This is a genomic window from Haloferax sp. S2CR25, from assembly GCF_031624535.1.
GTDB lineage: Archaea > Halobacteriota > Halobacteria > Halobacteriales > Haloferacaceae > Haloferax > Haloferax massiliensis.
The window spans coordinates 934,439-952,741 of sequence record NZ_JAMQOO010000001.1; the positions used below are offsets into that span (position 1 = coordinate 934,439).

Consider the following 18,303-nt stretch of genomic DNA (forward strand, 5'->3'; position numbering starts at 1 on the left):
GCCGGTCGTGGGAGTGGCCGAGAACTTCGCGGCGCGGTCGCTCTGGATGTGTTGAGAGACGGGGTAGGTCGGCCGGCCGTGGCCCGCGTGGAAACCACGTGGGTCCGAAAGGAGCCACCCGACCGTGCCGTCACCTGTCCTCTCCGCCGACCGCCTAAAAGGCCTCCGGTGCTCGGCGGTCAGTTCGGAGACGCGGAGAATCCCGGGCGGCGCGCCCGACTTACTCGGCGAACTCGTCGACGCCGCGGGCGGGGTAGCCGACCACGAGGTCGATGCCGGCGTCGCGGAGGTCGTCGACACGTCGGCGCACGTCGGCCGCGGAGCCGATGAGCGCGTAGTCGCGCGAGGCTTTCAGGAGCACCTCGCGGGCGCGGCCCTCGGCCGAGGCGTCGGTCGCGGCGTCGTCGGGGAGCGCGCGAGCGACGGGCCGCCGGCGGGAGACGTACGCGCCGACGGCGTCGAGAATCTCGTCGTCGTCGTCGGTGAGGGCGGTCGGGGCGTAAACCGCGACCTCGCCGTCGAAGCCGGCCGCTCGGAGCGCCCGAACGTCCCGGCGGGTCGACCGCGAGAGGAGTTCGTACTGCGTGCCGCCGGCGGCGAGGGCGATTCGCTCGATGCCCTCGGTGCCGACCCACGCGTCGGGCGCGCGCTCTCTCGCGGCGCGGAGCCGGGGGGCGACCGCGCGGCCCGCCTCGTCGTCGGTCAGATACGCGCCGTGACCGGCCACGAGCACCTGCCGAATCCCGTCGGGGAGCCACTCGTACAGCGAGTCGTCGCCGAGCGGGTCGAAGCCGTCGGCGCGGACCGGCGTGGTCAGGCGAACCTCTTTTTCGGCCGCGAGTTCGCGCAGCACGTCCTCGTCGGGGAGTCGCTCGCGGCCCTCGTAGTCGATGGCGACGACGTCGAGCGGGACCGACAGCGCCTCGCGCACGTCGCACTCGGCGGGCTTGAGGGCGACTGCGTCCAGACCGGCTTTCGAGACCGCGCGCTCGGCGGTCAGCATGCTATCACCACAGAAATTTCAGTACCGTCGCGGAACGCGATCCATCGTCTGTGCGACCATGTGAGAACGAGTAGCGCGGAGGAGGCCAAAACCCTGTCGATGACGGCGATGCTGGCTCGTCGCGGCGGCGTTTATATACCGTCTATCGGCCCGGCCGCGACCGGCTCCGAATCGCGTGCCAGTCGGTCTCACCGCGAGAGACCGCCGTGTTCACCCGCGCACCGACACGATTGTATTCTGGACGCAATTCTGAACCCCGATTAGTATTCGAAAACGAATCGTGACAGTCTCAAACGCCCGTTTTCGGTCATTCCCAGTTCTATGGATTCGGAAATCGCGTCGCCGTTATATGGGGTTCGCGGCCGACGATTCAGATGTAAGGTGAACCGAGATGCCCGCTAACGCACAAATCGAGATGCTGGGGAACAGAATGGACTTCGACTACTCGCGGGGCGTCACGGGCTACGTGCTCGTGTTGACCCGCATCATCACCGGCTACTGGTTCCTCCACGCCGGGTGGGGGAAGCTGACCGGTGAGCCGTTCAGCGCCGCGGGCTACCTCGCGAACGCCCCCGCAGCCTCGCCGCTGCAGGGCTTCTTCGCGTGGGCCGCCGCGACCCCGTGGCTCCTCGACCTCACGAACTTCATGGTTCCGTGGGGCGAGTTCCTCATCGGTCTCGGGCTCATCGTGGGCGCGCTCGTTCGGCTCGCCGCCTTCTTCGGCGGCGTCCTGATGGTGTTCTTCTACCTCGGGAACGCCGATTGGGGCCACGGCGTGGTCAACGGCGACCTGTTCGGCCTCATGATGTTCGCCATCGTCGGCGCGCTCGCGGCGGGCCGCATCCTCGGCCTCGACGCCATCATCGAGAAGATGGAGTTCGTCCGACAGCGCCCCGCGCTCAAGTACCTCCTCGGCTGAGGGGGTACCCGGGGGCAGAAAGGGAAGGGAGTTGTCGCGGGGGCGACGACACGCTGACGCCGGTTTGTTTTTCCGAACTGACGCAGACACCGCGAGCGGCCGCGCCGGCCCGCCCGTCGATAGAACGTCCCGCGCTACACCGGGTAGTCGGCGTCGGGGTCGACCACGCGGTCGACCTCCTCGGGGACGCGCCAGTCAGTCGTGAGTTCGAGCAGTTGGACGAGCATCCGCCCGGTCGCGCCCCAGACGGTGTAGCCGTCGACGTGGAAGAAGTGGAGCCGAATCTCGCCGTACTGCGGGTGGTCGCGGCGCTCCGACTCGTAGTTCGCGCGGGCGGTCAGGTCGTCGACCGCGAGCACCGCGATTTCGGCCACCTCGCGCCGGTCGGGTTCGTACTCGCGGTCGGGCACCGTGGCGACGAACGGCGAGACGGCGTAGTCGGTCACGGTTCGGATGTCGTCGAGTCGGCCGTGAAAGGCGACCTCCTCCGGTCGGAGCCCGATTTCCTCGTTGGACTCGCGGAGCGCGGTCGCCCGCAGGTCCGCGTCGCTCGGTTCGCGCCCGCCGCCGGGGAAGCTCATCTGCCCCGGGTGCTCGCCGAGGTGGTCGGCGCGCTTCGTAAACAGGATGTGCGGCCGCTCGTCGCGGAACACGACGGGGGCGATGACGGCCGCCCGTCGGCCCGCGTCGACGGTCACCGGCTCGTGTCGGCTGACGCCCGCGAGGTCCATCGTCACGATTCGTAAAGAGATGCCGCGACTTAGGCCTGCCCCTCCGCGTCCAGCGCGGCGTCGAGGCGGTCTCGAATCGACCCCACGTCGGTGTCGGCCCACGCTTCGAGGTCGTACGTCACGTCGAGTAGGCGGGCGATTTCGTCTTCGTCGCCGGCCTGAACCGCGCTCGCGGCCGCCGCGCGGAGGCGGGATTCGACCTGCGTGGCGAGTTCGTCCCGCGGCACCTCGCGGGTCGGGTAGTCGAGGATGTGCGGCAGGTCCTCCGCCCGGTCGGGGAGCGTCGGAAACGCCATCGGGCCGACGGTCAGGAGTTCCGCGTCCGTCTCGTCGTCCTCGTAGGGGACGAGGTAGTAGGCGTCGACCGCGTCGGAAATCGCGCCCGAGAGGGCCTCACCGTCGGTCTCGCGGCCCTGTTTGAACGCGAGTTCGCCCAGCGCCGTCTCCAGTTCCTCGCGGGTGAGCGCGCCGAAGAGGTCGACGACGCCCGCGAGGTCGTCGTAGGTCGCCTCGCTCATCGTCCTGCCTCCTCCCGCACGTCGTCGAGGTCGGCGCTCGCGGCGGCAAGCACCGCATCGGGCGACAGCGACGTGTCTTTCCACGCCGGGAGCCGCGTGTCCTCGCCGGGCTTCGAGATGGCATCGGCGTAGGTAGCGACCTGCTCGCGCTCGTCTCCGCGGTCGTAGTCGAAGCCGTTGAACGCCGCGTCGGCCGCGTACTGCTCGACCAGACGGTTCCCGGCCTCGCGGTAGCGCTCTGCGAGCGTGTCGAACTCGACGTCTCCGCCGTGTTCGACGACCGCCCGGAGGAGCGTCCGCCCGACCGACTCGCTCATGTCCGAGAGGCCGGTCGGCCCGCTCACCGAGCGGTGGTCGTGTTCGTACTCGCCGAGGTCGACCTGCGCGCTCCGGTCGAAGCCGGCGTGGGCGAAGGCGTCGCCGAGGGTGCCGACTTCGAGGCCCCACTTCCGCGGCGACCGCATCCGCACCGCGAGGTCCGAGGTGGTCGCGAACTCCCCGGCCAGCGCGTACCGAAAGGAGTCGAGGTACCGGACGACGGGGGCTTCAGTCTCGGCTTCGAGCGCGCGGACGAGCGGGGCGTAAAACAGCCTGAACAGCCGGCCGTAGAGCCGCCCCTCCTCGACGCGGGCGTAGTAGCCCTTCGAGAAGTCGTGGCCGTGCGCCAGCGGGAACAGGAGCCGCGGGACGTACCGCTCGTCGTAGGTCTTCGTGTCCGCGTCGTGGACGACGACGTACTCCTCGCGGGCGGCGCAGCCGAGCGCGAGCCACACGTCGCGGCCCTTGCCGCGCTCGCCGTCGAGACCGTGGGAGTCGAGGAGGTCGGCGACGCGGGGGCCGTCGCACCACAGCACGTCGAGCGGCAGGTCGTACTCGTCGAGCCAGTCGGCGAACGGGGCGACCCGGTCGGCGGGCGCGCGGAGGGGGACGACGACCCGCGCCGGCGAGAGCGACTCCAGCGTCGACAGCACCCGCTCGGCGGCGAGGCCGGCGTACTCCCGCTCCGTCATCGGCACGACCACGGCGGCGCGGTCGGTCGGGGCGTCGGGGACCGAACCGGCGAGGTCGTGGAGCGTCGTGACCCGCTCTTGTACGTACTCCATCGTGTCGGTCGTGGACCCGGGCGAGCAAAAGTGCGGCGAGAGCCGAACCGGCTGCCGGCTTCGCTCCGAGCGCCCCCGACCGACCCGTTCAGTTCGGGATGCGCCCGGCGCGTTGGAGCGCGATGAGTCCCGTGACGACGACCGCCAGCCCGACGGAGAACCAGAAGAACACCTCGTCGAACGCGTAGCCGAAGTCGGTCAGGGTGCCGACCGCGCCCGACCCGCTGGCCTGGAATATCATCATGCCGAACGAGTACACCGAGTAGGCGCTCCCGCGGCTCTCGTCGGGGAGCGTGTCGAGCAGGTAGGCGTCGAGCGCCGGAAAGAGGCTGTGGATGACGTAGCCGACGACCGCGGTGACGACGACGAGACCGACGAGGCTGGTCGTCATCGTGAGGACGAACACCGAGACGACGAACGAGACGAGCACGCCGAGGATGTACGGGATGCGCGGGAGGTTGTCCGCGAGCCGACCCGAGAGGAAGAACGCGGGCACGCCCGCGCCGAAGACGACCGTCAGCATGTTGCGCGCCGTCGTCGCCGGCAGGCCCTTCGACACCATGTACAGCTCGTAGAAGTTGAACAGGCCCTGCCAGACGAAGCCGGTGAAGCCGAGGATGACGATGCCGGTGAGGATGACCCGCCACTCCGTGCGGGCCGCGCCGAGGAGGTCGCGGTCGGCCGCGCCCGCGTCGGGGAGGTCCGTTGAGCGGGCGGTGACGAACAGCGCGAGCGTCACGACGGCGGCCGCGAGGCCGACGCAGACGAAGACGAGTTGCCACGCCGCGGAGACGAACGGGAGCCGCGGCACGAGGTCGGGACCGACCGCGAGGACGAGCGTGACGAAGGGGGCGACACCGACGGCCGCGAGCTGGCTGGCGGTGCCGTGGATGCCCATCGCGCGGCCGACGCGGTCGGGGAACAGCTCGCTCACGAGCGGGTTGGCGGCGACGAAGTACGCGCCCGAGGCGAGGCCCATCGAGACCGCGCCGACCATCAGCGTCTCGACGGTGGTCGCGCTGGCGGTGACGCCCGAGGCGACGACGAGGACGACGCCGGTCCCGAGCACCACCCGGTGTCTCGGAACGCGGGTGAGGAGCCAGCCGGTCGGGACGCGGAGGACGGCGCTCCCGAGCCAGACGAGGGTGGCGACGATGCCGACGGTGGCCCGGTCGACCCCGAAGAAGAGAATGAACTCCCCGAGAAGCGGTGCGAAGACGACTCGCGCGAGGTTGACGAGCAGCACCATCCCGCAGAGCGTTCCGAAGAGGCGGCCACGTGACACGGTCGGAAGCGCGCGCCGCGGGGTGACAACAGTTTCGACTGCACGAGACCACCAGACGTCGTGCGGGGTGAAAACGGGGATTGTCGTCGGGTTTTTATGTTCGTTGCACAAACGAGAACGTATGAAGACAACGCGGAAGGGGCTCCGAGACGGGGAGTTGGAGAAAGACACCTACGAGCGGCTGACCTGCGCCGAGTGCGGCGAGTCGCTGAAGAAGAAAAACGACCCGGACGAAGTGTTCTCGGTCCGCATCTGCGGCGACTGCGGACGCCAGTGGAAAGAGCTCAGATAGCCCCGAACCGACCGATAGCGGCCGTCCGACGGGAGTCGCCGGCCGCTCACTCGAAGACCGAATCGAACGTCCGCGCCCCGAGGGGATCGAACGTTCCGGCCGCGACGTTCTCCGCGACGTGTTCTACCGACGACGCACCGACGAGCGCGGCGGTCACGCCGGGCGCGCTCCGCGAGAAGTTGAGCGCCCGCTGGGCCGCCGTGTCGCCGGCGAGCACCGAGTTCACCGACGCCGGAATCTCCGCCGCGAGGTCGCCCTGCGCGAGGCTGGCGCTCGTGAAGGCGTGCAGGCCGTGTTCGTGGGCGTACCAGAGCGCGCTCATCGCCTCGCCCGCGTCGGTGTCGTGGGCCTCGACGGTGAACGCGTCGGCCATCACGACGTTGAACGGGAGCTGAATCGCGTCGAGCGAGTGCTCGTCGTTGCCGACGGTGTCGGCCGCGCGCTCGGCCCGGCGGACGAGTTCGGGCAGCGACAGGTACGCGTCGTGGCCGGGCGCGACGCGGAGGGCCTCCCACGTGGCGACGCCGTAGCGACCGATGTCGTCGGCGGCGACCCGGCGTTCGAAGACCTCGAAGGCGGCCTCGACGCGGTCGTACACCGTCTCGCGGTCGGCGACGGCCAACTGCGTCTCGGGGTTGTGGAGGTAGTAGCAGTCGATGTGGTCCAGCCCCGTCAGGTCGAGCGACCGGTCGATCATCTCGTCGACGAAGGCGGGCGCGATGGTGTGGCTGCCGTGGGCGAGTTCGTCCGGGTCGGCGAGGCCCGCGTCGAGGACCGTCTCGCGGACGTGCGCGCCGGGGTCGTCGGGGCGCTCGCGGTCGAAGGGGACGAAGCCGGCCTTCGAGGCGACGACGACGGCGTCGCGGTCAACGTCGGCCCCGCGGACCGCGTCGCCGACGACCCGCTCGGAGCGCCCGTGGCGGTAGTTCGACGCCGTGTCGACGAGGTTGACGCCGTGTTCGAGCGCCGAGACGAGCGACTCGCGGTAGCGGTCGTCGACCGCGTCGGTCGGCTCGCCGAGGTAGGTTCCGATGCCGATACTGGAGACGACGCCGGGGCCGAACCGGCGGAAGAAGGTGCGGCCGAAACTGTCGCCGAACCGGTCGCGGTAGGCCCACGTCGCCCGTCCTGTAGCCATGGGCGAGCCTACGGCGGCCGGCCGTTAAGGGCCACCGGTCCGCGTCCGGCGATGGCGGCCCGGTCCGAGGGTCAGATATCGCCCGACAACGCCTCGAAGATGTGTTCGACGAGTTCGTCGCGGGGGACGGACTCGCCGTTGCCGCCGTCGGTGACGGCGTCGGGCCGGATTATCTGCCCGCCGCCCATCCGGGCGTGGCCGCCGGCGCTCGCCCCGCGGTAGTGGTCGAGGGCGGACTCCAGCGTCCGGCCCATGTGGACCCGGTCGTCGCGGGAGCGCCCCGAGAGGTAGACGTTGCTCTCGCGTTCGCCGCAGACGACCGCCGCGGTGACGCCTTCGAGTTGGATGAGTTCGTCGGCCGCCTGCGGGATGGCGTCGACGTTCGAGATGGTGCCGATGTCGGCGACGGCGAAGGGGCCGCGCACGTCGCGGCCGGCGATGGCGCGGGCCTTCGCCTCCAGCACCTCGCGGGAGACCTCGGGGTTGGCGATGCGGTCGAGGTGGTCCTCGTTGACGCCGGGAAAGAGGAAGCCGGCGGCGGCGAAGTCCGCGGCCGAACAGCCCGCAGTGAGGTGTTTGGTGTCCGTGAGAATCCCGTAGACGAGGCCCGTGGCGACCTGCGAGGGGACGGTGTAGGAGGCGTTCACCTCGCTCGCGTGCATGTCCGGCGGGACGGGTTTCGCGCCCACGTCGCGGAAGTACTCGGCGACGATGCTCGAACACGCGCCGTAGTCGGTCCGCACGTCGGTAAAGGCCTCGCCGGTCCCGTCGCCGGGGTGGTGGTCGACAACGGCGTATGGGAGGACGCCCTCCGCCCCCGCGAACCCGCGGGGTTCGTTGTGGTCGACGAGGACGACCGCTTCGGCGGCGAGGTCGCTCACGTGGTCGATGGGGTCTAAGTCGAGGTCGAGAACGGTTCGGAACGCGCGATTTTCCTGGTGTCGAATCTGGCCGGCGAACTGGATGGTCGGTGTGGTTCCGACCTGTTCCGCGAGACAGGCCACGCCGATCGCCGCGGCCATGGCGTCGGGGTCCGGGTTCGGGTGCATGAGGACGGCGATTTCGTCGACGCCCTCCAGCGCCTCGGCGAAGCGCGTCCCCATCGGCCGCTTGAACCGAATCGCGGCGTAGACGACGAGCGCGAGCGCACCGAGCGCGACGACGACCGCCGCCGCGATTTCGGGGTGGGTGCGCACGAACGAGTCGAGAGACTCGAAGATAGCACCCGTGTCGAACTGCCCCACCGGACCCAGCATACACAACACGACCGAGGCCTACCGTATGAATATTCCCCCTAATCGAGCTATCCTGAGTGACAGAATTTCGGCGGTTCGAACCTGTCGACCGCGGAATACGCTCAGTCGCCGTCCGCTCGGTACGCGTCGATTGCCGCCCGGTAACCCTGCCGATACGTCGGATACGCGAACGAATAGCCGAGTTCGCGGAGGTAGTCGTTCGAACAGCGCTTGCTCGTCAGAATGCGGCGACGGGCGGCCTCCGAGAGGTCGCCGTCGGCGAGGCGCTCTTCCTTCGTGCGCTTTTCGGGGCGCGGGACGCCGCACTCGTCGGCCAGCCAGTCGGCGAACGCGTGTTTCGAGACGGGTTCGTCGTCGACGACGAGGACGGTGTCGTCGCGGGCGCGGCCGGTTTCGAGGAGGTACGCGACGACGCCCGCGGCGTCGTCCCGGTGGACCATGTTGAGATAGCCCGCCGTGACCGGGCCGTTCAGGTAGCGGTCGAGTCGGTAGCGGTCCGGACCGTAGAGCCCGGCGAACCGGGTGACGGTCCCCTCGATTCCGCGCTCTGCGGCGTGCTCGCGAGCGACGCGCTCGGCCTCGGCGAGGACGCGCGTCTTGTCGGTCGTCGGGTCCAGCGGCGTCGACTCGTCGACGAAGTCGCCGCCGTGGTCGCCGTAGACCCCCGTGCTCGACGTGTAGACGAGTCGCTCGGGCGGCGAATCGCGGCCGGCGAACTGGTCGATTGCCGTTCGGAGTCCCTCGACGAAGACGGTGCGGGCGGCGTCGGCCCCGCGGCCGCCGGAACTCGCGGCGAAGACGACGTGGTCCACGTCGGGGACCCCCCCGAGGGAGTCGGCGTCGGTCACGTCGGCGCGAACCGCTTCCGCGCCGGTCGCTTCGACGGCGTCGAGACCGTCGTCCGAGCGGCGGACGCCCCACACGTCGTGGCCGTCGGCGACGAGCGTGCGGGCGAGTTCGAGGCCGACGTAGCCGCAACCGAGGACGGCGACTCTCATCGCTCGTTTCGGACGGCGATGACGTGGTGGATGGCGGCCAGTTCGTTCAGCGTGGCGGCGGTGCGGCCCTCGATGGCCTGTTGAATCTCCTGTCCGGAGAGGTCGAGGTCGACCTCGGACGCGAGCGTGTCCACGTCGAGGATGCCGCTCGTCATACCCATGAGGAGGTGGTCGCGGAACTCCCAGACGATGGCGTCGGCGTCGGGGTTGCCGTCGGCGAGTTCGAGGACCGCGGCGGCCTGTTCGAGCGTGAGGTCCAACACGCCGTTCGACAGCGCGGCCTCCGAGACGCCGGCGGCCTCGGCGGCCGTCTCCGGTCCTGCGGCGTCGACTGCGCGGCGAATCTCGTCCTCGTAGGCGGCCCGCAACTCGTCGGCCGAGAGGGTTCCGGGCTTCGCGGCGGCGTCGTGCAACATACACGCGGGTTCGGCGTTCCGGCGGCAAAACGGTTGCCACTCGGGTCGTATTGGCGGCTACTCCTCGGGAGGGCAGTCGGCCGCGACGGTGCAGCCCGGTCCTCCCTGCCACCCCTCGGAGCGCTCGTCCGCGTTGCCGTCGATGTCGCCGACGCCGACGCCCGACGGCGGGACTGCGACGACGATTGGCGTCCGCACCTCGAACGAAACGCGGTCGCCGCGGCCGACCGTCTCGGCGACGCCGTCGCCGTCCCAGTCGAGGGCGACGGGCGACCCGTCGCGGGCGTACGTGAGCGACTCCGTGTCGCCGCGGGCGTGGACGCGGAACTGCGCGAACTCGCCGGCGACCGCCACGTCCCAGACGTTGACCGTCGCGTACCAGGAGCCGGGGACGGGCGCGACCGGCATCCCGGCGGGGACGCGCTTGAACGGCGTGTCGAACCGCGAGTCGAGCGTGTCGTTCAGGCGGTCGGCGACCGCGTCCTCGGTGGCGTTCATCGCCGCGTCGGTCGCCACGTCGGCGACGGCCTGCTGACGGGCGGTTCGCGTCGTCTCGACCGTCCGGTTCGTGAGCCGCTGTGGGACCGTCGTCGAGCGGTCTCGGCGGACGGTTCTGAACGCCACGTCGAGGCGGCGTTCGAGGAGGTCGGCCTCGACGGTTCCCGGGGCGGCCGCCTCGACGGCGATTGCGCGCGCCGCGGAGCCGTTCGTAATCGCCAGCGCCCGGTGAGCGGGGTCATCCCACGCGCCGAGCGAGCGCTCCAGAATCCGTTGGCGCTCCGTCACGGAGTGATTGGTGTGGTCGCGAAGCGTGTGGCGGGCGGCCGTCTCCGCGGGAACGACCGACCGGTCGACCGCGGTTTCGAGCCGGTCGCGTCTGTCGGCGAGCGTCTCGTTCGTCCCGTTCGTGTTTTCGAGCGTCGAGTCGGCCGCGAGGAGCGTGCGGGCCGCGACGCGAAGCGGGACGCGGCGGTTCGAGCCGAACACCGGTTCGAGAACGGTGTCGGCGGCGTCGCCGTAGGGGAGCGTAAACAGGTTGGTGTTGCGGGCGACGAGCGGGTGATAGGTGCCGCCGCGGGCGACCGTCGGGACCGAAGCGCCGTCGAGGCCGCCGAGCGAGAGGTACATCGGGTCCGCGTCGGGGACGAAGCGGACGCCGCTTTCGTTGCCAGTCCCGTTCGCGCCGTCGGCTCGCGAGTCGCCGAGCGCCGCGCGGGCGACCTCCTCGGCGCGGACCGCCTCCGAGAGCGACCCGAGGTCCGCGTCCCGGCTCGCGTTGTCGGCCGCGTCGCTCGCCGCCGCGGTCTGGTTCGCCCGGCGGTCGAGCGTCGCCAGCACGCGGTCGAGGTAGGTCGCGCGAACCGCGACGCGCGTCCGGTCGGCGACACCGTCGTAGGCGGTCGGTGCGCCCACGAGGTCGCGGCGGTCGGCGCGGAGGTCGGCCGCGAGTTCCGCGGCGAGGTTCACCTCGCCCGCGGCGACCCGCCGTGCGGACGCCGTCACGCGTCGGTCTCTGACGCGGTCGGCGAGCGCGACGAGGTCCGCGCGGACCCAGCGGTCGAGGCCGTCCGCCGCCGGTGCGGTCGCCTGCCGCGGCTCGGGCGGGTCGCCGGTCGCAACGTCGCAGGCGATGTCGTCGAAGCCGCCGCGCGACACGACCATGTCGGCGGCCGCGTCGGCGGCCGCGGCGAAGTTCTCGCCGTCGAGCGCGCCGCCGGGGGTACTCGCGGGGTCGATGGGGCGCACGGGGGCGGAGACGGCGGCCGGGTCGACGACGGCCGCGAGGTCGACGCGCGTCCTCGTCTCCGTCCGCGCTTCGGTCTGGAGCGTCTCGTTGCCCCGACGGAACGTCCGAGTGGTCGTCTCGACCGTCGTCACGATGCGGGAGCCGGCGTCGACGACGACGGTGTCGGCTTCGACCGCCGGCGTTCTCGTCGGGACCGTCTCGGCCGACGACGACGTGTCGGTCGAGATGCTGACGAGCGTCCACCCGCGTCCGGAGTTCTCCGGCGGGTCTTCGGTCCGGGAGAGAACGTCCGTCTCGGTCTCGATTTCGACCGCGGCGCGGTGGGCGTCCGCGACCACGTCGTCGTAGGCCGGCGCGTCGCCGCGGCCGTCAAGGAATCCGACCAGCGCGTGGTCGGCGGCGGAGCCGACGGAGGCGTTGATGGTCCGGTTCGTCGGTATCTCGCTCGCGGCCGACTCCGCGGCCGGGTTCGGTGCTGGAAGCGCGTTCGCCAGTTCGGGCGCGGCCGGAACGCCGGTCTGCGAAAGCAGGCTCTGGGCACCGACTTGGACGGCGGCGCGGCCGGTCGCGCCGCGACCGTCGGCGTCCGTCGCCCCGAACGCCTGCTGTTCGGCGAGGAGGACGCCGGCGTTCGTCGCCAGCGCGGCGTGGTCGTTCGAGACGACGTTGTCCACGGGCGCGCCGGCGTACTGGCTCCAGCCGCGGGTCCACGCCGAGGCCCACATCGCGGTCGTCACCGTCGCGTCGAGCGTCCCGCCGTCCAGCGCGTTCGCGTCGAGACGGCGTTCGAAGGCCTCGGTCCGGTCGTGGAGCGCGAGGACGGGCGTCCGGACGCCGACCGTCGCGGTGACGGACTCGGCGGCGACGGTGCGGCCGCCGCGGGCGACTTCGACCGAGACGTTCTCGACGGTCGCGACGAGGACGGTCCCGTTCTCGCGGCTCGAAATGGAGACGCGGTCCATCGCGTCGCGGAGGGTCGACTCGTTCGTCGGCCGCGGCAGGGTCGCAGTCGCGTTCACGTCGCCGCGGGCGACCGAGACGGCGCGGAGTCGCTCGGTCGCGGCCAGCGCGATGCGAAGCCGGAGATAGTCGCGGAAGGGTCGCTCGTCGGAGAGCAGGCGTCCGACGGTCGTGTTCGCGGGCGAGGTGACGGGGTTTGCCGCGGCCGCGCGCGCCGCGTCGCCGACGGCCGCGCGGATAGCGGCGTCGGATTGCGCGGTCGCGCGGTCCATCGCGTCGTCGACGCGGCGGTCGGCCACGGGGTCGTGGCCGGCGAGCGCGCCGGAGAACGTCGCGCTCCCGACGAGCAGTAACACGCCGAGCAGGGCGAAGGGAACCCGGCCCCGGTCGTCGTCGGCGAGCCTCACGGCGACCACGTCCTGACGACGACGGTGACGCGCCCCACTGAGACCGCCTCGGCGGCGGCGCGCGGGGTGTCGTACCGGTCGCGCATCGTCTCGGCGAACCGCGGGTTCAGCGCCGCCGCGAGGTCGGCGTTGGCGGCGCGGGTCTCCTCGCGGGCGACCTCGGGCGCGACGGAGGCCCCCGCCAGCGCGCCGGTCCGCTCGTACCGATGGGTCATCAGCGTCGACACCGGCTCGTCGCCGCGGAGCGCGAGCCGGGCGAGCGCCGGCGGGAACAGCCCGGCGACGGTCCGGTTTGCGACGAGCCGAGCGACGGCGTCGAAGCCGTCATCGCTTGCGGCGAGCGCGTCTTCCCGGGCGGCGGGGAACCCGCTCGGCACGTCGAGCGTCGCGGAGTGAACCGTCGCCGAGGACGGCGGCGCGGGACCGAGGGTGTCGTTCGCACGGACGGACGAACCGGGGAACGGCGTCCACGAGACGGCGACGGAGACGCCGCGGGTCGGGAGTTCGGAGGCGACGCGGGCGGCGGTCCGCTTCCGGAAGTCGTCGCGGGCGCGGGTCACGCGAGCGCCCTCGACGGTGACCGCGCCGAGCGTCGCGCGGGCGAGGAGTCCGGCGAGACTGCCGTGGGCGGTCCGTTCGAGTTCGCGGGGGTCGACGCCGTCGGCATCGAGCAACGACGCGTCGGCCGCGTCGACGCCGGGGGCGAGCGAGTAGTCGACCGTCGCGGTGCTCGTCGCCAGCGACGAGGCGACCCCGTCGGCGTCGACCGCGGCATCGCCGCCGAGGCCGGTGTCAGCGCCGGCGTCCGCGGTGACGACGAGGCCGATGCTCGCGCTCACGAGAAGCAGACACACCGTCACGTCGAAGACGAGGTCGGTCATCGCCACACCTCGACGCGGAGCGTTCCGAAGCGGACGCGTCCGGGTTCGGCGCGGACGGTGACCCGAGTCGAGTCGGCGTCGGCGTCGGCGGGCGCGTCGGGACCGACGGCGCGGCGGTCGTCGTCGATTGCGACGACGACGCGGCAGGAAAAGCCGTCAGGACAGGCGTCGCGGGCGTCCGAGAGCCGCGAGACGACGACGACGCCGGAGTCGTCCGCGAGGGCGGACTCGACGTTCGACAGCGCGGCGGGCGCGAGGTCGCGGTCGGCGGTCGGCAACGAGTCGTCGAGCACCGTCGCGTAGCACGAAATCGCCGCGCAGACGACGAACAGCGCGGTGAGTGCGGCGACGGGCGAGGTCTGCGCCCTACGCCGAGACGACGGTGACATCCGTTCCCTCCCAGTTGACGTGGCGGACGACGAGCAGTTCGCCGGCGGGTCGCCACGAGGCGTCCCGGTCGCGTGCGGTCTCGGCCGCGGCGGCGAACGCGGCGGGCGAGTCGAAGACGGCGCTCGGCGGTGTGCCGGCGGCGACCGACCCGAGTCGGGAGTCGGGCGACGCCGGCGTGATCGGGCCGAACCCGAACGTGGCGTGCGCCGCGCCGCCGTCGTTTCGGAGTCCGATGCGGCGCGGGCCGAGGCGGACGGCGTCGGCGTCGAGGTCGTGTTCGGCTGTCGCGTCGTACTCGGCGACGGCCACGGTGTCGACGGCGTCGGCGACTCCCGAGGCGTCGGGCGCGGGCGTGGTCGGAAGCCCGGCGACCGTCCCGACGAGGACGGTCGCGGCCACCGAGAGCGCGGCCCACGTGTAGAGCGTATCGAGCGGTGCGTCGAGCATAGACCGGGGTGGTCCCGTCCGGGTATATAAACCTCAGCACGGACTCGCGGCGACTCAGACGAGCATTCCCGCGGCGGCGAACGCGACGGCGAACGTCGCCGTCGCCGACACGAGCGCGCGGCCGACGCGGGAGGCCACGAGGTGACGGTCGAGGCCGTGTTCGACGCCGACCGAGAGCGTCGTCAGGATGACCGCCGAGAGGAGGACGTACGCGCCGACGGCCAGTCCGAGGTCACCGGTCGAAAGCGGCGCGGCGACGGCCGTCTGGTCGAGCGTCTTCGCGGGGGCCATCCCGTCTGCGAGCGCGACGGTCGCGCCGGCGACGAGCGGCCCGAAGACGGCGGCCGTGTTCGACAGCGTCTCCGTGACGGACGCGAGTTCGCGGCGGGCCTCGGCGTCGAGTCGGGACAGCGCCGAGAGCTGGTCGGCCATCGAGACGATGGCGCGGCCGGCGGGGCGGCCCTCGCTGGCGGCGAGGCCGAGGAGCGTCGCCACGCCCGCGACGCGGGGGCTCGGCGTCGATTCGAGGACGCCGTACTCGCCGCGGAAGGATTCGACGACGCCCACGCGGAGGCGGCGCTGGACGCCGACGGCCTCGTCCAGCAGGTCGCCGGTCGCGCCGGGGACCGAGGTCGCCGCGCGGGCGAGCGCGGATTCGACGGCCTCGCCCTCGCCGACGGCGCGGCCGACGAGATAGAGCGCGTCTGGGAGGCCGTCTTCGACCGCGCGGACGCGCGCTCTGAGCGCCACGACCGGGCGGGCCGCGACGAACAGCGCGATGCCGGTGCCGAGGCCGACGGCGGCGAGCGGCGCGAGCCACGGCGCGATGAACGCGTCGGCGGCGACGAAGCCGACGACGCCGACGACCGCGCCGCCGGCGACGCCGGGGAGACGGTGGTCGTCGACCGCGGGGTGGGAGGCGTCGACCGAGAGCGGCGCGAACGCGACCGGCCGGCGGACGAGCACCCACCCGACCGCGGCGAGGAGGCAGACGGGAAGCACCGCATCGTAGACGAACGCGACGTGCGCGGCGGTGACGCCGACGCCGGCGACGCCGGCGGCGGGGAGCGCGCCGACGAGCGCGAGCGGGAGCAGGACGCCGAAGGCGTAGACCGCCGTCACCGGTCCGCGGACGGAGCCGACGAAGTCGGCGAGTCGGTCGCGGGTCCCCTCGCGGACGACCTCGTGGGCGCGGTCGAGCGCCCGGTCGCGCTCGCCGGCGGGAACGTCCGCGGCGGTCTGCAAGAGCGCGGTCGAGCGGTCGAGCGCCGGGAACCACGCGCGCCACGCGTCGGCGAACTCCGAAAGCCCCGCGGTCGGCGTCCCGCGGGCGCGGTCGGCGTGGGCGGCGAGCGAGGCCGAAAGCGGGTCGTCGCCGCCGCGCGCGGCGAACGCGCTGGCCCGCTCGACCGAGGGCTCGATACGCATCCGAAGCGCGATGCGGCCGACGAGTTCCGGCGCGTTCCCGAGCGCCCGCGTCCGGCGGAGCGTCGCCAGCCAGACGGGGAGCGTGTGGACCGCGTGGGTCGCGCCGAGCGCGGCCGCGAGCGCGACGAAGACGACCGTGACGGTCGGGAGCCGAGCGACGAGGGCGACGAGTCCGCCGAGCAGTCCGGCGGGGAGCGCCGCGCCGTAGCCCGCGGCGACGACCGTCTCGGAGGGGAGGTCCGAGTCGAGAAACGCCAGCGACCGTTTGAGGTCGTCGCTCGGCTCGGCGTCGATGGAGTCGGGCGAGAGCCGCGCGAGCGTCGTCGCGGCCGCGTGGGCCAACCGGGACGCATCGGAGTCCGCGCCCGCGCTCGCGGCCGTGTCCGGACTCAGCATCCCGAACCACGCTCCGCGCGGGCCGCGGCGAGGTCGTCTGGAGCCGTCCGTTCCGTCTCGGCGAGCGAGGCGAGGTGGGCGGCGCGGGCGTCGAGCGCGTCGAGCACGTCCGCGTACGACTCGCCGGGGCGTGCGAGCGACTCGACCCCGAGGCTGTCGCCGCGCGCGACCGACCCCGTCGGTTCGAGCGCGCGCCCGTCGTGTTCGAACAGCGTCTCGAACGCCGCGTCGTCGCCGACGGGGCGGACCTCCTCGACTCGGGCGACGCGGTGTGCGTCCGCGTGCTCGCAAGTGACGACGAGGTCGGTGGCGGCGAACGACGACGCCGGGACGTCGAGGTCGGAGACGACGCGCTCGCGCACGTCGGCGGCTCCGTCGCCGTGGATGGTTCCGAGGACCGCGTTGGCGTTCGCGCCGACGCGCATCGCCTCGTAGAGGACGGCGGCCTCCTCGCCCCGGACTTCGCCGAGCGCGAGCGCGCCGTCACCCAATCGGAGCGCCGCGTGGAGCGCCTCCTGCGGCGTCGGCTCCGGGCCGCCGGTCGTGTCGGTTCGGAGCGTCTGCACGTCGCGGTCGGCGTCCAGCAGGCTCGACGCCGGGAGCTCCGGCGTGTCCTCGATGAGCACCGTGCGAACGTCGCGGGGGAGTTCCCACAAAAGCGAGCCGAGGAACGTCGTCTTGCCGGCTCCGCGAGAGCCGGCGACGAGGACCGACGCGCCGCGTTCGACCGCGAGCGAGCAGAGCGCCGCGGCGTCGGCCGACAGCGTCCCGTTGGCGACGAGCGCGGGGAGCGTCAGCGGCGTCTCGTCGTGGCGGCGGAACGCGAAGCCGAGCCCGTCGCTGGCGGGCGCGGTCACGCCCGCGACCCGGACGTTCACGCCGCCGGCCTCGACGACGGTGTCGAGCGTCGGGTCAGCGCGGGAGAACGACGCGCCGCTCACGCGGCGCAGGCGGGAGGCGAGCGACTCCGCGCCGCCGGGCGCGAGGCGGACGTTCGTCGGCATCGAGACGCCGTCCGCGACGACGCGAATCGGGTTCTCCTCGGCGGGCGTCGAGACGTACACGTCCGAGACCGCGGGGTCCGAAAACAGGTCGTCGAGGACGCCGTTGCCCGCGGTGTGCTTCGCCAGAATCGCCGCGAGCGTCTCGACCGGGTCGTCCGCGTCCGCGACGACTCGGACGGCGCGGCCCGGCGCGCGGGGGCCGGCGTCGACGGTGCCGCGGGCGAGTCGGTCGTGGGCGGCTTCGAGCGTCCGTGCGGCGCGCTGGTCGAGCGTCGATTCGGGCGGCGTGAGATGGTAGACGGGACCGCGGGGGCAGTCGTAGCGCCGGGCGACAGCGCCGGTGTCGAGGTCGGTCGCCCCGACGAGTCGCCCGTCGGCCGGGGGGCGGGGGTCGACGCGGGACCGCGCGAGCGTCGGCCCGACGACCGCTCGGAGCGCGTCGCCGTAGTCGGCGCTTCTCGACGCGCCCTCCGCGAGCCCGGTTTCGACGGCCGCGCGGCGGACCGGCCCCGCGCGACCCGTCGCCTCGTGGGCGGCCCCGAGCGGGTCCTCGCGGGCGCGGTCGGCGAGGCGGTCGTCGCGGAACCGGACGCGCTCCGCGAACCGGCCGGCGGCGACGAGCAGGCCGGTCGCGTCGGCGTCGTACCGGCGTTCGAGTCCGTCGGCGCGGACGACGAGCCGGTCGGCGTCGCGGATTTCGAGCGCCTCGACGACCGTCGCGCGACAGGCGGCCGAGGTCGAAAGCGACCCGCGGTGCGGGCAGCCGCCGGCGTCGACCGCGAGCGTCACGGTGTCGTCGTCGGGGCGGTCGGTGGGGGTCGAGAAGTCGGGTTCACAGCCGCAATCGGCGTCGGTGTCGCGGGACGCGCTCCGGCTGTCGGTCGCGTCGGCGAGCCGGTCGCCGAGCGCGCCGGGGAGCGCCGCGACCACGGTTTCGGAGATGGAGTCGAGGGGCATACGGGGGCGTGGTCCCGTCCGGGTATT

At 72.5% G+C, this 18,303-nt stretch carries 17 protein-coding genes; 2 read left to right on the top strand and 15 right to left on the bottom strand.

All coding sequences use genetic code 11. The features are described 5' to 3' along the window. Nucleotides 1-220: 220 nt before the first annotated feature. Nucleotides 221-1,003, bottom strand: coding sequence for a luciferase (locus NDI65_RS04910; RefSeq protein ID WP_310893435.1), 783 nt, complete (start codon nucleotides 1,001-1,003; stop codon nucleotides 221-223). 430 nt (nucleotides 1,004-1,433) lie between these two features. On the opposite strand from NDI65_RS04910, the gene NDI65_RS04915 reads away from it, so the two are divergent. Next, nucleotides 1,434-1,922 (top strand): DoxX family protein, encoded by a 489-nt coding sequence (locus tag NDI65_RS04915; protein ID WP_089778989.1) that lies wholly within the window; start codon nucleotides 1,434-1,436, stop codon nucleotides 1,920-1,922. A 134-nt stretch (nucleotides 1,923-2,056) separates the two neighbouring features. Here the strand turns inward: NDI65_RS04915 and NDI65_RS04920 are convergent, their stop codons facing one another. From NDI65_RS04920 to NDI65_RS04935, 4 genes are all read right to left on the bottom strand, one after another. Beyond that, nucleotides 2,057-2,653: a CoA pyrophosphatase gene (locus NDI65_RS04920; RefSeq protein ID WP_310893436.1), complete on the bottom strand. Its 597-nt coding sequence runs from the start codon at nucleotides 2,651-2,653 to the stop codon at nucleotides 2,057-2,059. A 29-nt stretch (nucleotides 2,654-2,682) separates the two neighbouring features. Then, the gene (locus tag NDI65_RS04925; RefSeq protein ID WP_089778993.1) at nucleotides 2,683-3,171 is read right to left on the bottom strand and encodes a hypothetical protein; all 489 of its coding nucleotides are present in this window, start codon (nucleotides 3,169-3,171) and stop codon (nucleotides 2,683-2,685) included. Then, nucleotides 3,168-4,274, bottom strand: coding sequence for a glycosyl transferase family 2 (locus tag NDI65_RS04930; protein ID WP_089778995.1), 1,107 nt, complete (start codon nucleotides 4,272-4,274; stop codon nucleotides 3,168-3,170). Before NDI65_RS04930 ends, NDI65_RS04925 begins: the two co-directional genes overlap by 4 nt. 88 nt (nucleotides 4,275-4,362) lie before the next feature. Continuing rightward, nucleotides 4,363-5,523, bottom strand: coding sequence for an MFS transporter (locus tag NDI65_RS04935; protein ID WP_089778997.1), 1,161 nt, complete (start codon nucleotides 5,521-5,523; stop codon nucleotides 4,363-4,365). A gap of 157 nt (nucleotides 5,524-5,680) precedes the next feature. Between NDI65_RS04935 and NDI65_RS04940 the strand changes: the two genes are divergently transcribed. Beyond that, the gene (locus NDI65_RS04940; protein ID WP_167344131.1) at nucleotides 5,681-5,851 is read left to right on the top strand and encodes an HVO_0758 family zinc finger protein; all 171 of its coding nucleotides are present in this window, start codon (nucleotides 5,681-5,683) and stop codon (nucleotides 5,849-5,851) included. Nucleotides 5,852-5,897: 46 nt separating this feature from the next. On the opposite strand, the gene NDI65_RS04945 is transcribed toward NDI65_RS04940, so the two are convergent. The 10 genes from NDI65_RS04945 to NDI65_RS04990 all read right to left on the bottom strand — a co-directional run bounded on the left by NDI65_RS04945 (nucleotide 5,898) and on the right by NDI65_RS04990 (nucleotide 18,276). Beyond that, a complete protein-coding gene (locus NDI65_RS04945) occupies nucleotides 5,898-6,989 on the bottom strand; it encodes an aldo/keto reductase (RefSeq protein ID WP_310893437.1) in 1,092 nt (363 codons plus the stop codon). A 71-nt stretch (nucleotides 6,990-7,060) separates the two neighbouring features. Next, on the bottom strand, nucleotides 7,061-8,245 hold the full coding sequence (locus tag NDI65_RS04950; RefSeq protein ID WP_089779001.1) for a bifunctional oligoribonuclease/PAP phosphatase NrnA: 1,185 nt from the start codon (nucleotides 8,243-8,245) through the stop codon (nucleotides 7,061-7,063). A 101-nt stretch (nucleotides 8,246-8,346) separates the two neighbouring features. Beyond that, entirely contained in the window at nucleotides 8,347-9,243 is an 897-nt protein-coding gene (locus NDI65_RS04955; protein WP_089779003.1) for an SDR family oxidoreductase, read from the bottom strand. Further along, nucleotides 9,240-9,659, bottom strand: a complete 420-nt coding sequence (locus tag NDI65_RS04960; RefSeq protein ID WP_089779005.1) for a DUF5791 family protein — start codon at nucleotides 9,657-9,659, stop codon at nucleotides 9,240-9,242. The genes NDI65_RS04955 and NDI65_RS04960 overlap by 4 nt, the downstream gene beginning before the upstream one ends. Before the next feature lie 57 nt (nucleotides 9,660-9,716). Further along, nucleotides 9,717-12,782, bottom strand: a complete 3,066-nt coding sequence (locus tag NDI65_RS04965) for a hypothetical protein (RefSeq protein WP_310893438.1) — start codon at nucleotides 12,780-12,782, stop codon at nucleotides 9,717-9,719. Continuing rightward, nucleotides 12,770-13,654: a hypothetical protein gene (locus tag NDI65_RS04970; protein ID WP_089779007.1), complete on the bottom strand. Its 885-nt coding sequence runs from the start codon at nucleotides 13,652-13,654 to the stop codon at nucleotides 12,770-12,772. The genes NDI65_RS04965 and NDI65_RS04970 overlap by 13 nt, the downstream gene beginning before the upstream one ends. Continuing rightward, on the bottom strand, nucleotides 13,651-14,043 hold the full coding sequence (locus NDI65_RS04975) for a hypothetical protein (RefSeq protein WP_089779923.1): 393 nt from the start codon (nucleotides 14,041-14,043) through the stop codon (nucleotides 13,651-13,653). Before NDI65_RS04975 ends, NDI65_RS04970 begins: the two co-directional genes overlap by 4 nt. After that, entirely contained in the window at nucleotides 14,021-14,491 is a 471-nt protein-coding gene (locus NDI65_RS04980) for a hypothetical protein (RefSeq protein WP_310893439.1), read from the bottom strand. The genes NDI65_RS04975 and NDI65_RS04980 overlap by 23 nt, the downstream gene beginning before the upstream one ends. A gap of 54 nt (nucleotides 14,492-14,545) precedes the next feature. Then, nucleotides 14,546-16,315 carry a pilus assembly protein gene (locus NDI65_RS04985; RefSeq protein ID WP_310893440.1) on the bottom strand — a complete coding sequence of 590 codons (1,770 nt, stop codon included), beginning with the start codon at nucleotides 16,313-16,315 and terminating at the stop codon, nucleotides 14,546-14,548. After that, a complete protein-coding gene (locus NDI65_RS04990) occupies nucleotides 16,309-18,276 on the bottom strand; it encodes an ATPase, T2SS/T4P/T4SS family (protein ID WP_310893441.1) in 1,968 nt (655 codons plus the stop codon). The genes NDI65_RS04985 and NDI65_RS04990 overlap by 7 nt, the downstream gene beginning before the upstream one ends. Nucleotides 18,277-18,303: the final 27 nt, after the last annotated feature.

Bases quoted from the DNA above. Each gene is read 5' to 3' on its own strand.
- NDI65_RS04955 (WP_089779003.1), bottom strand. From the start codon at position 9,243: ATGAGAGTCGCCGTCCTCGGTTGCGGCTACGTCGGCCTCGAACTCGCC.
- NDI65_RS04925 (WP_089778993.1), bottom strand. From the start codon at position 3,171: ATGAGCGAGGCGACCTACGACGACCTCGCGGGCGTCGTCGACCTCTTC.
- NDI65_RS04915 (WP_089778989.1), top strand. From the start codon at position 1,434: ATGGACTTCGACTACTCGCGGGGCGTCACGGGCTACGTGCTCGTGTTG.
- NDI65_RS04960 (WP_089779005.1), bottom strand. From the start codon at position 9,659: ATGTTGCACGACGCCGCCGCGAAGCCCGGAACCCTCTCGGCCGACGAG.
- NDI65_RS04930 (WP_089778995.1), bottom strand. From the start codon at position 4,274: ATGGAGTACGTACAAGAGCGGGTCACGACGCTCCACGACCTCGCCGGT.
- NDI65_RS04970 (WP_089779007.1), bottom strand. From the start codon at position 13,654: ATGACCGACCTCGTCTTCGACGTGACGGTGTGTCTGCTTCTCGTGAGC.
- NDI65_RS04945 (WP_310893437.1), bottom strand. From the start codon at position 6,989: ATGGCTACAGGACGGGCGACGTGGGCCTACCGCGACCGGTTCGGCGAC.
- NDI65_RS04975 (WP_089779923.1), bottom strand. From the start codon at position 14,043: ATGTCACCGTCGTCTCGGCGTAGGGCGCAGACCTCGCCCGTCGCCGCA.
- NDI65_RS04935 (WP_089778997.1), bottom strand. From the start codon at position 5,523: ATGGTGCTGCTCGTCAACCTCGCGCGAGTCGTCTTCGCACCGCTTCTC.
- NDI65_RS04990 (WP_310893441.1), bottom strand. From the start codon at position 18,276: ATGCCCCTCGACTCCATCTCCGAAACCGTGGTCGCGGCGCTCCCCGGC.
- NDI65_RS04920 (WP_310893436.1), bottom strand. From the start codon at position 2,653: ATGGACCTCGCGGGCGTCAGCCGACACGAGCCGGTGACCGTCGACGCG.
- NDI65_RS04980 (WP_310893439.1), bottom strand. From the start codon at position 14,491: ATGCTCGACGCACCGCTCGATACGCTCTACACGTGGGCCGCGCTCTCG.
- NDI65_RS04940 (WP_167344131.1), top strand. From the start codon at position 5,681: ATGAAGACAACGCGGAAGGGGCTCCGAGACGGGGAGTTGGAGAAAGAC.
- NDI65_RS04950 (WP_089779001.1), bottom strand. From the start codon at position 8,245: ATGCTGGGTCCGGTGGGGCAGTTCGACACGGGTGCTATCTTCGAGTCT.
- NDI65_RS04985 (WP_310893440.1), bottom strand. From the start codon at position 16,315: ATGCTGAGTCCGGACACGGCCGCGAGCGCGGGCGCGGACTCCGATGCG.
- NDI65_RS04910 (WP_310893435.1), bottom strand. From the start codon at position 1,003: ATGCTGACCGCCGAGCGCGCGGTCTCGAAAGCCGGTCTGGACGCAGTC.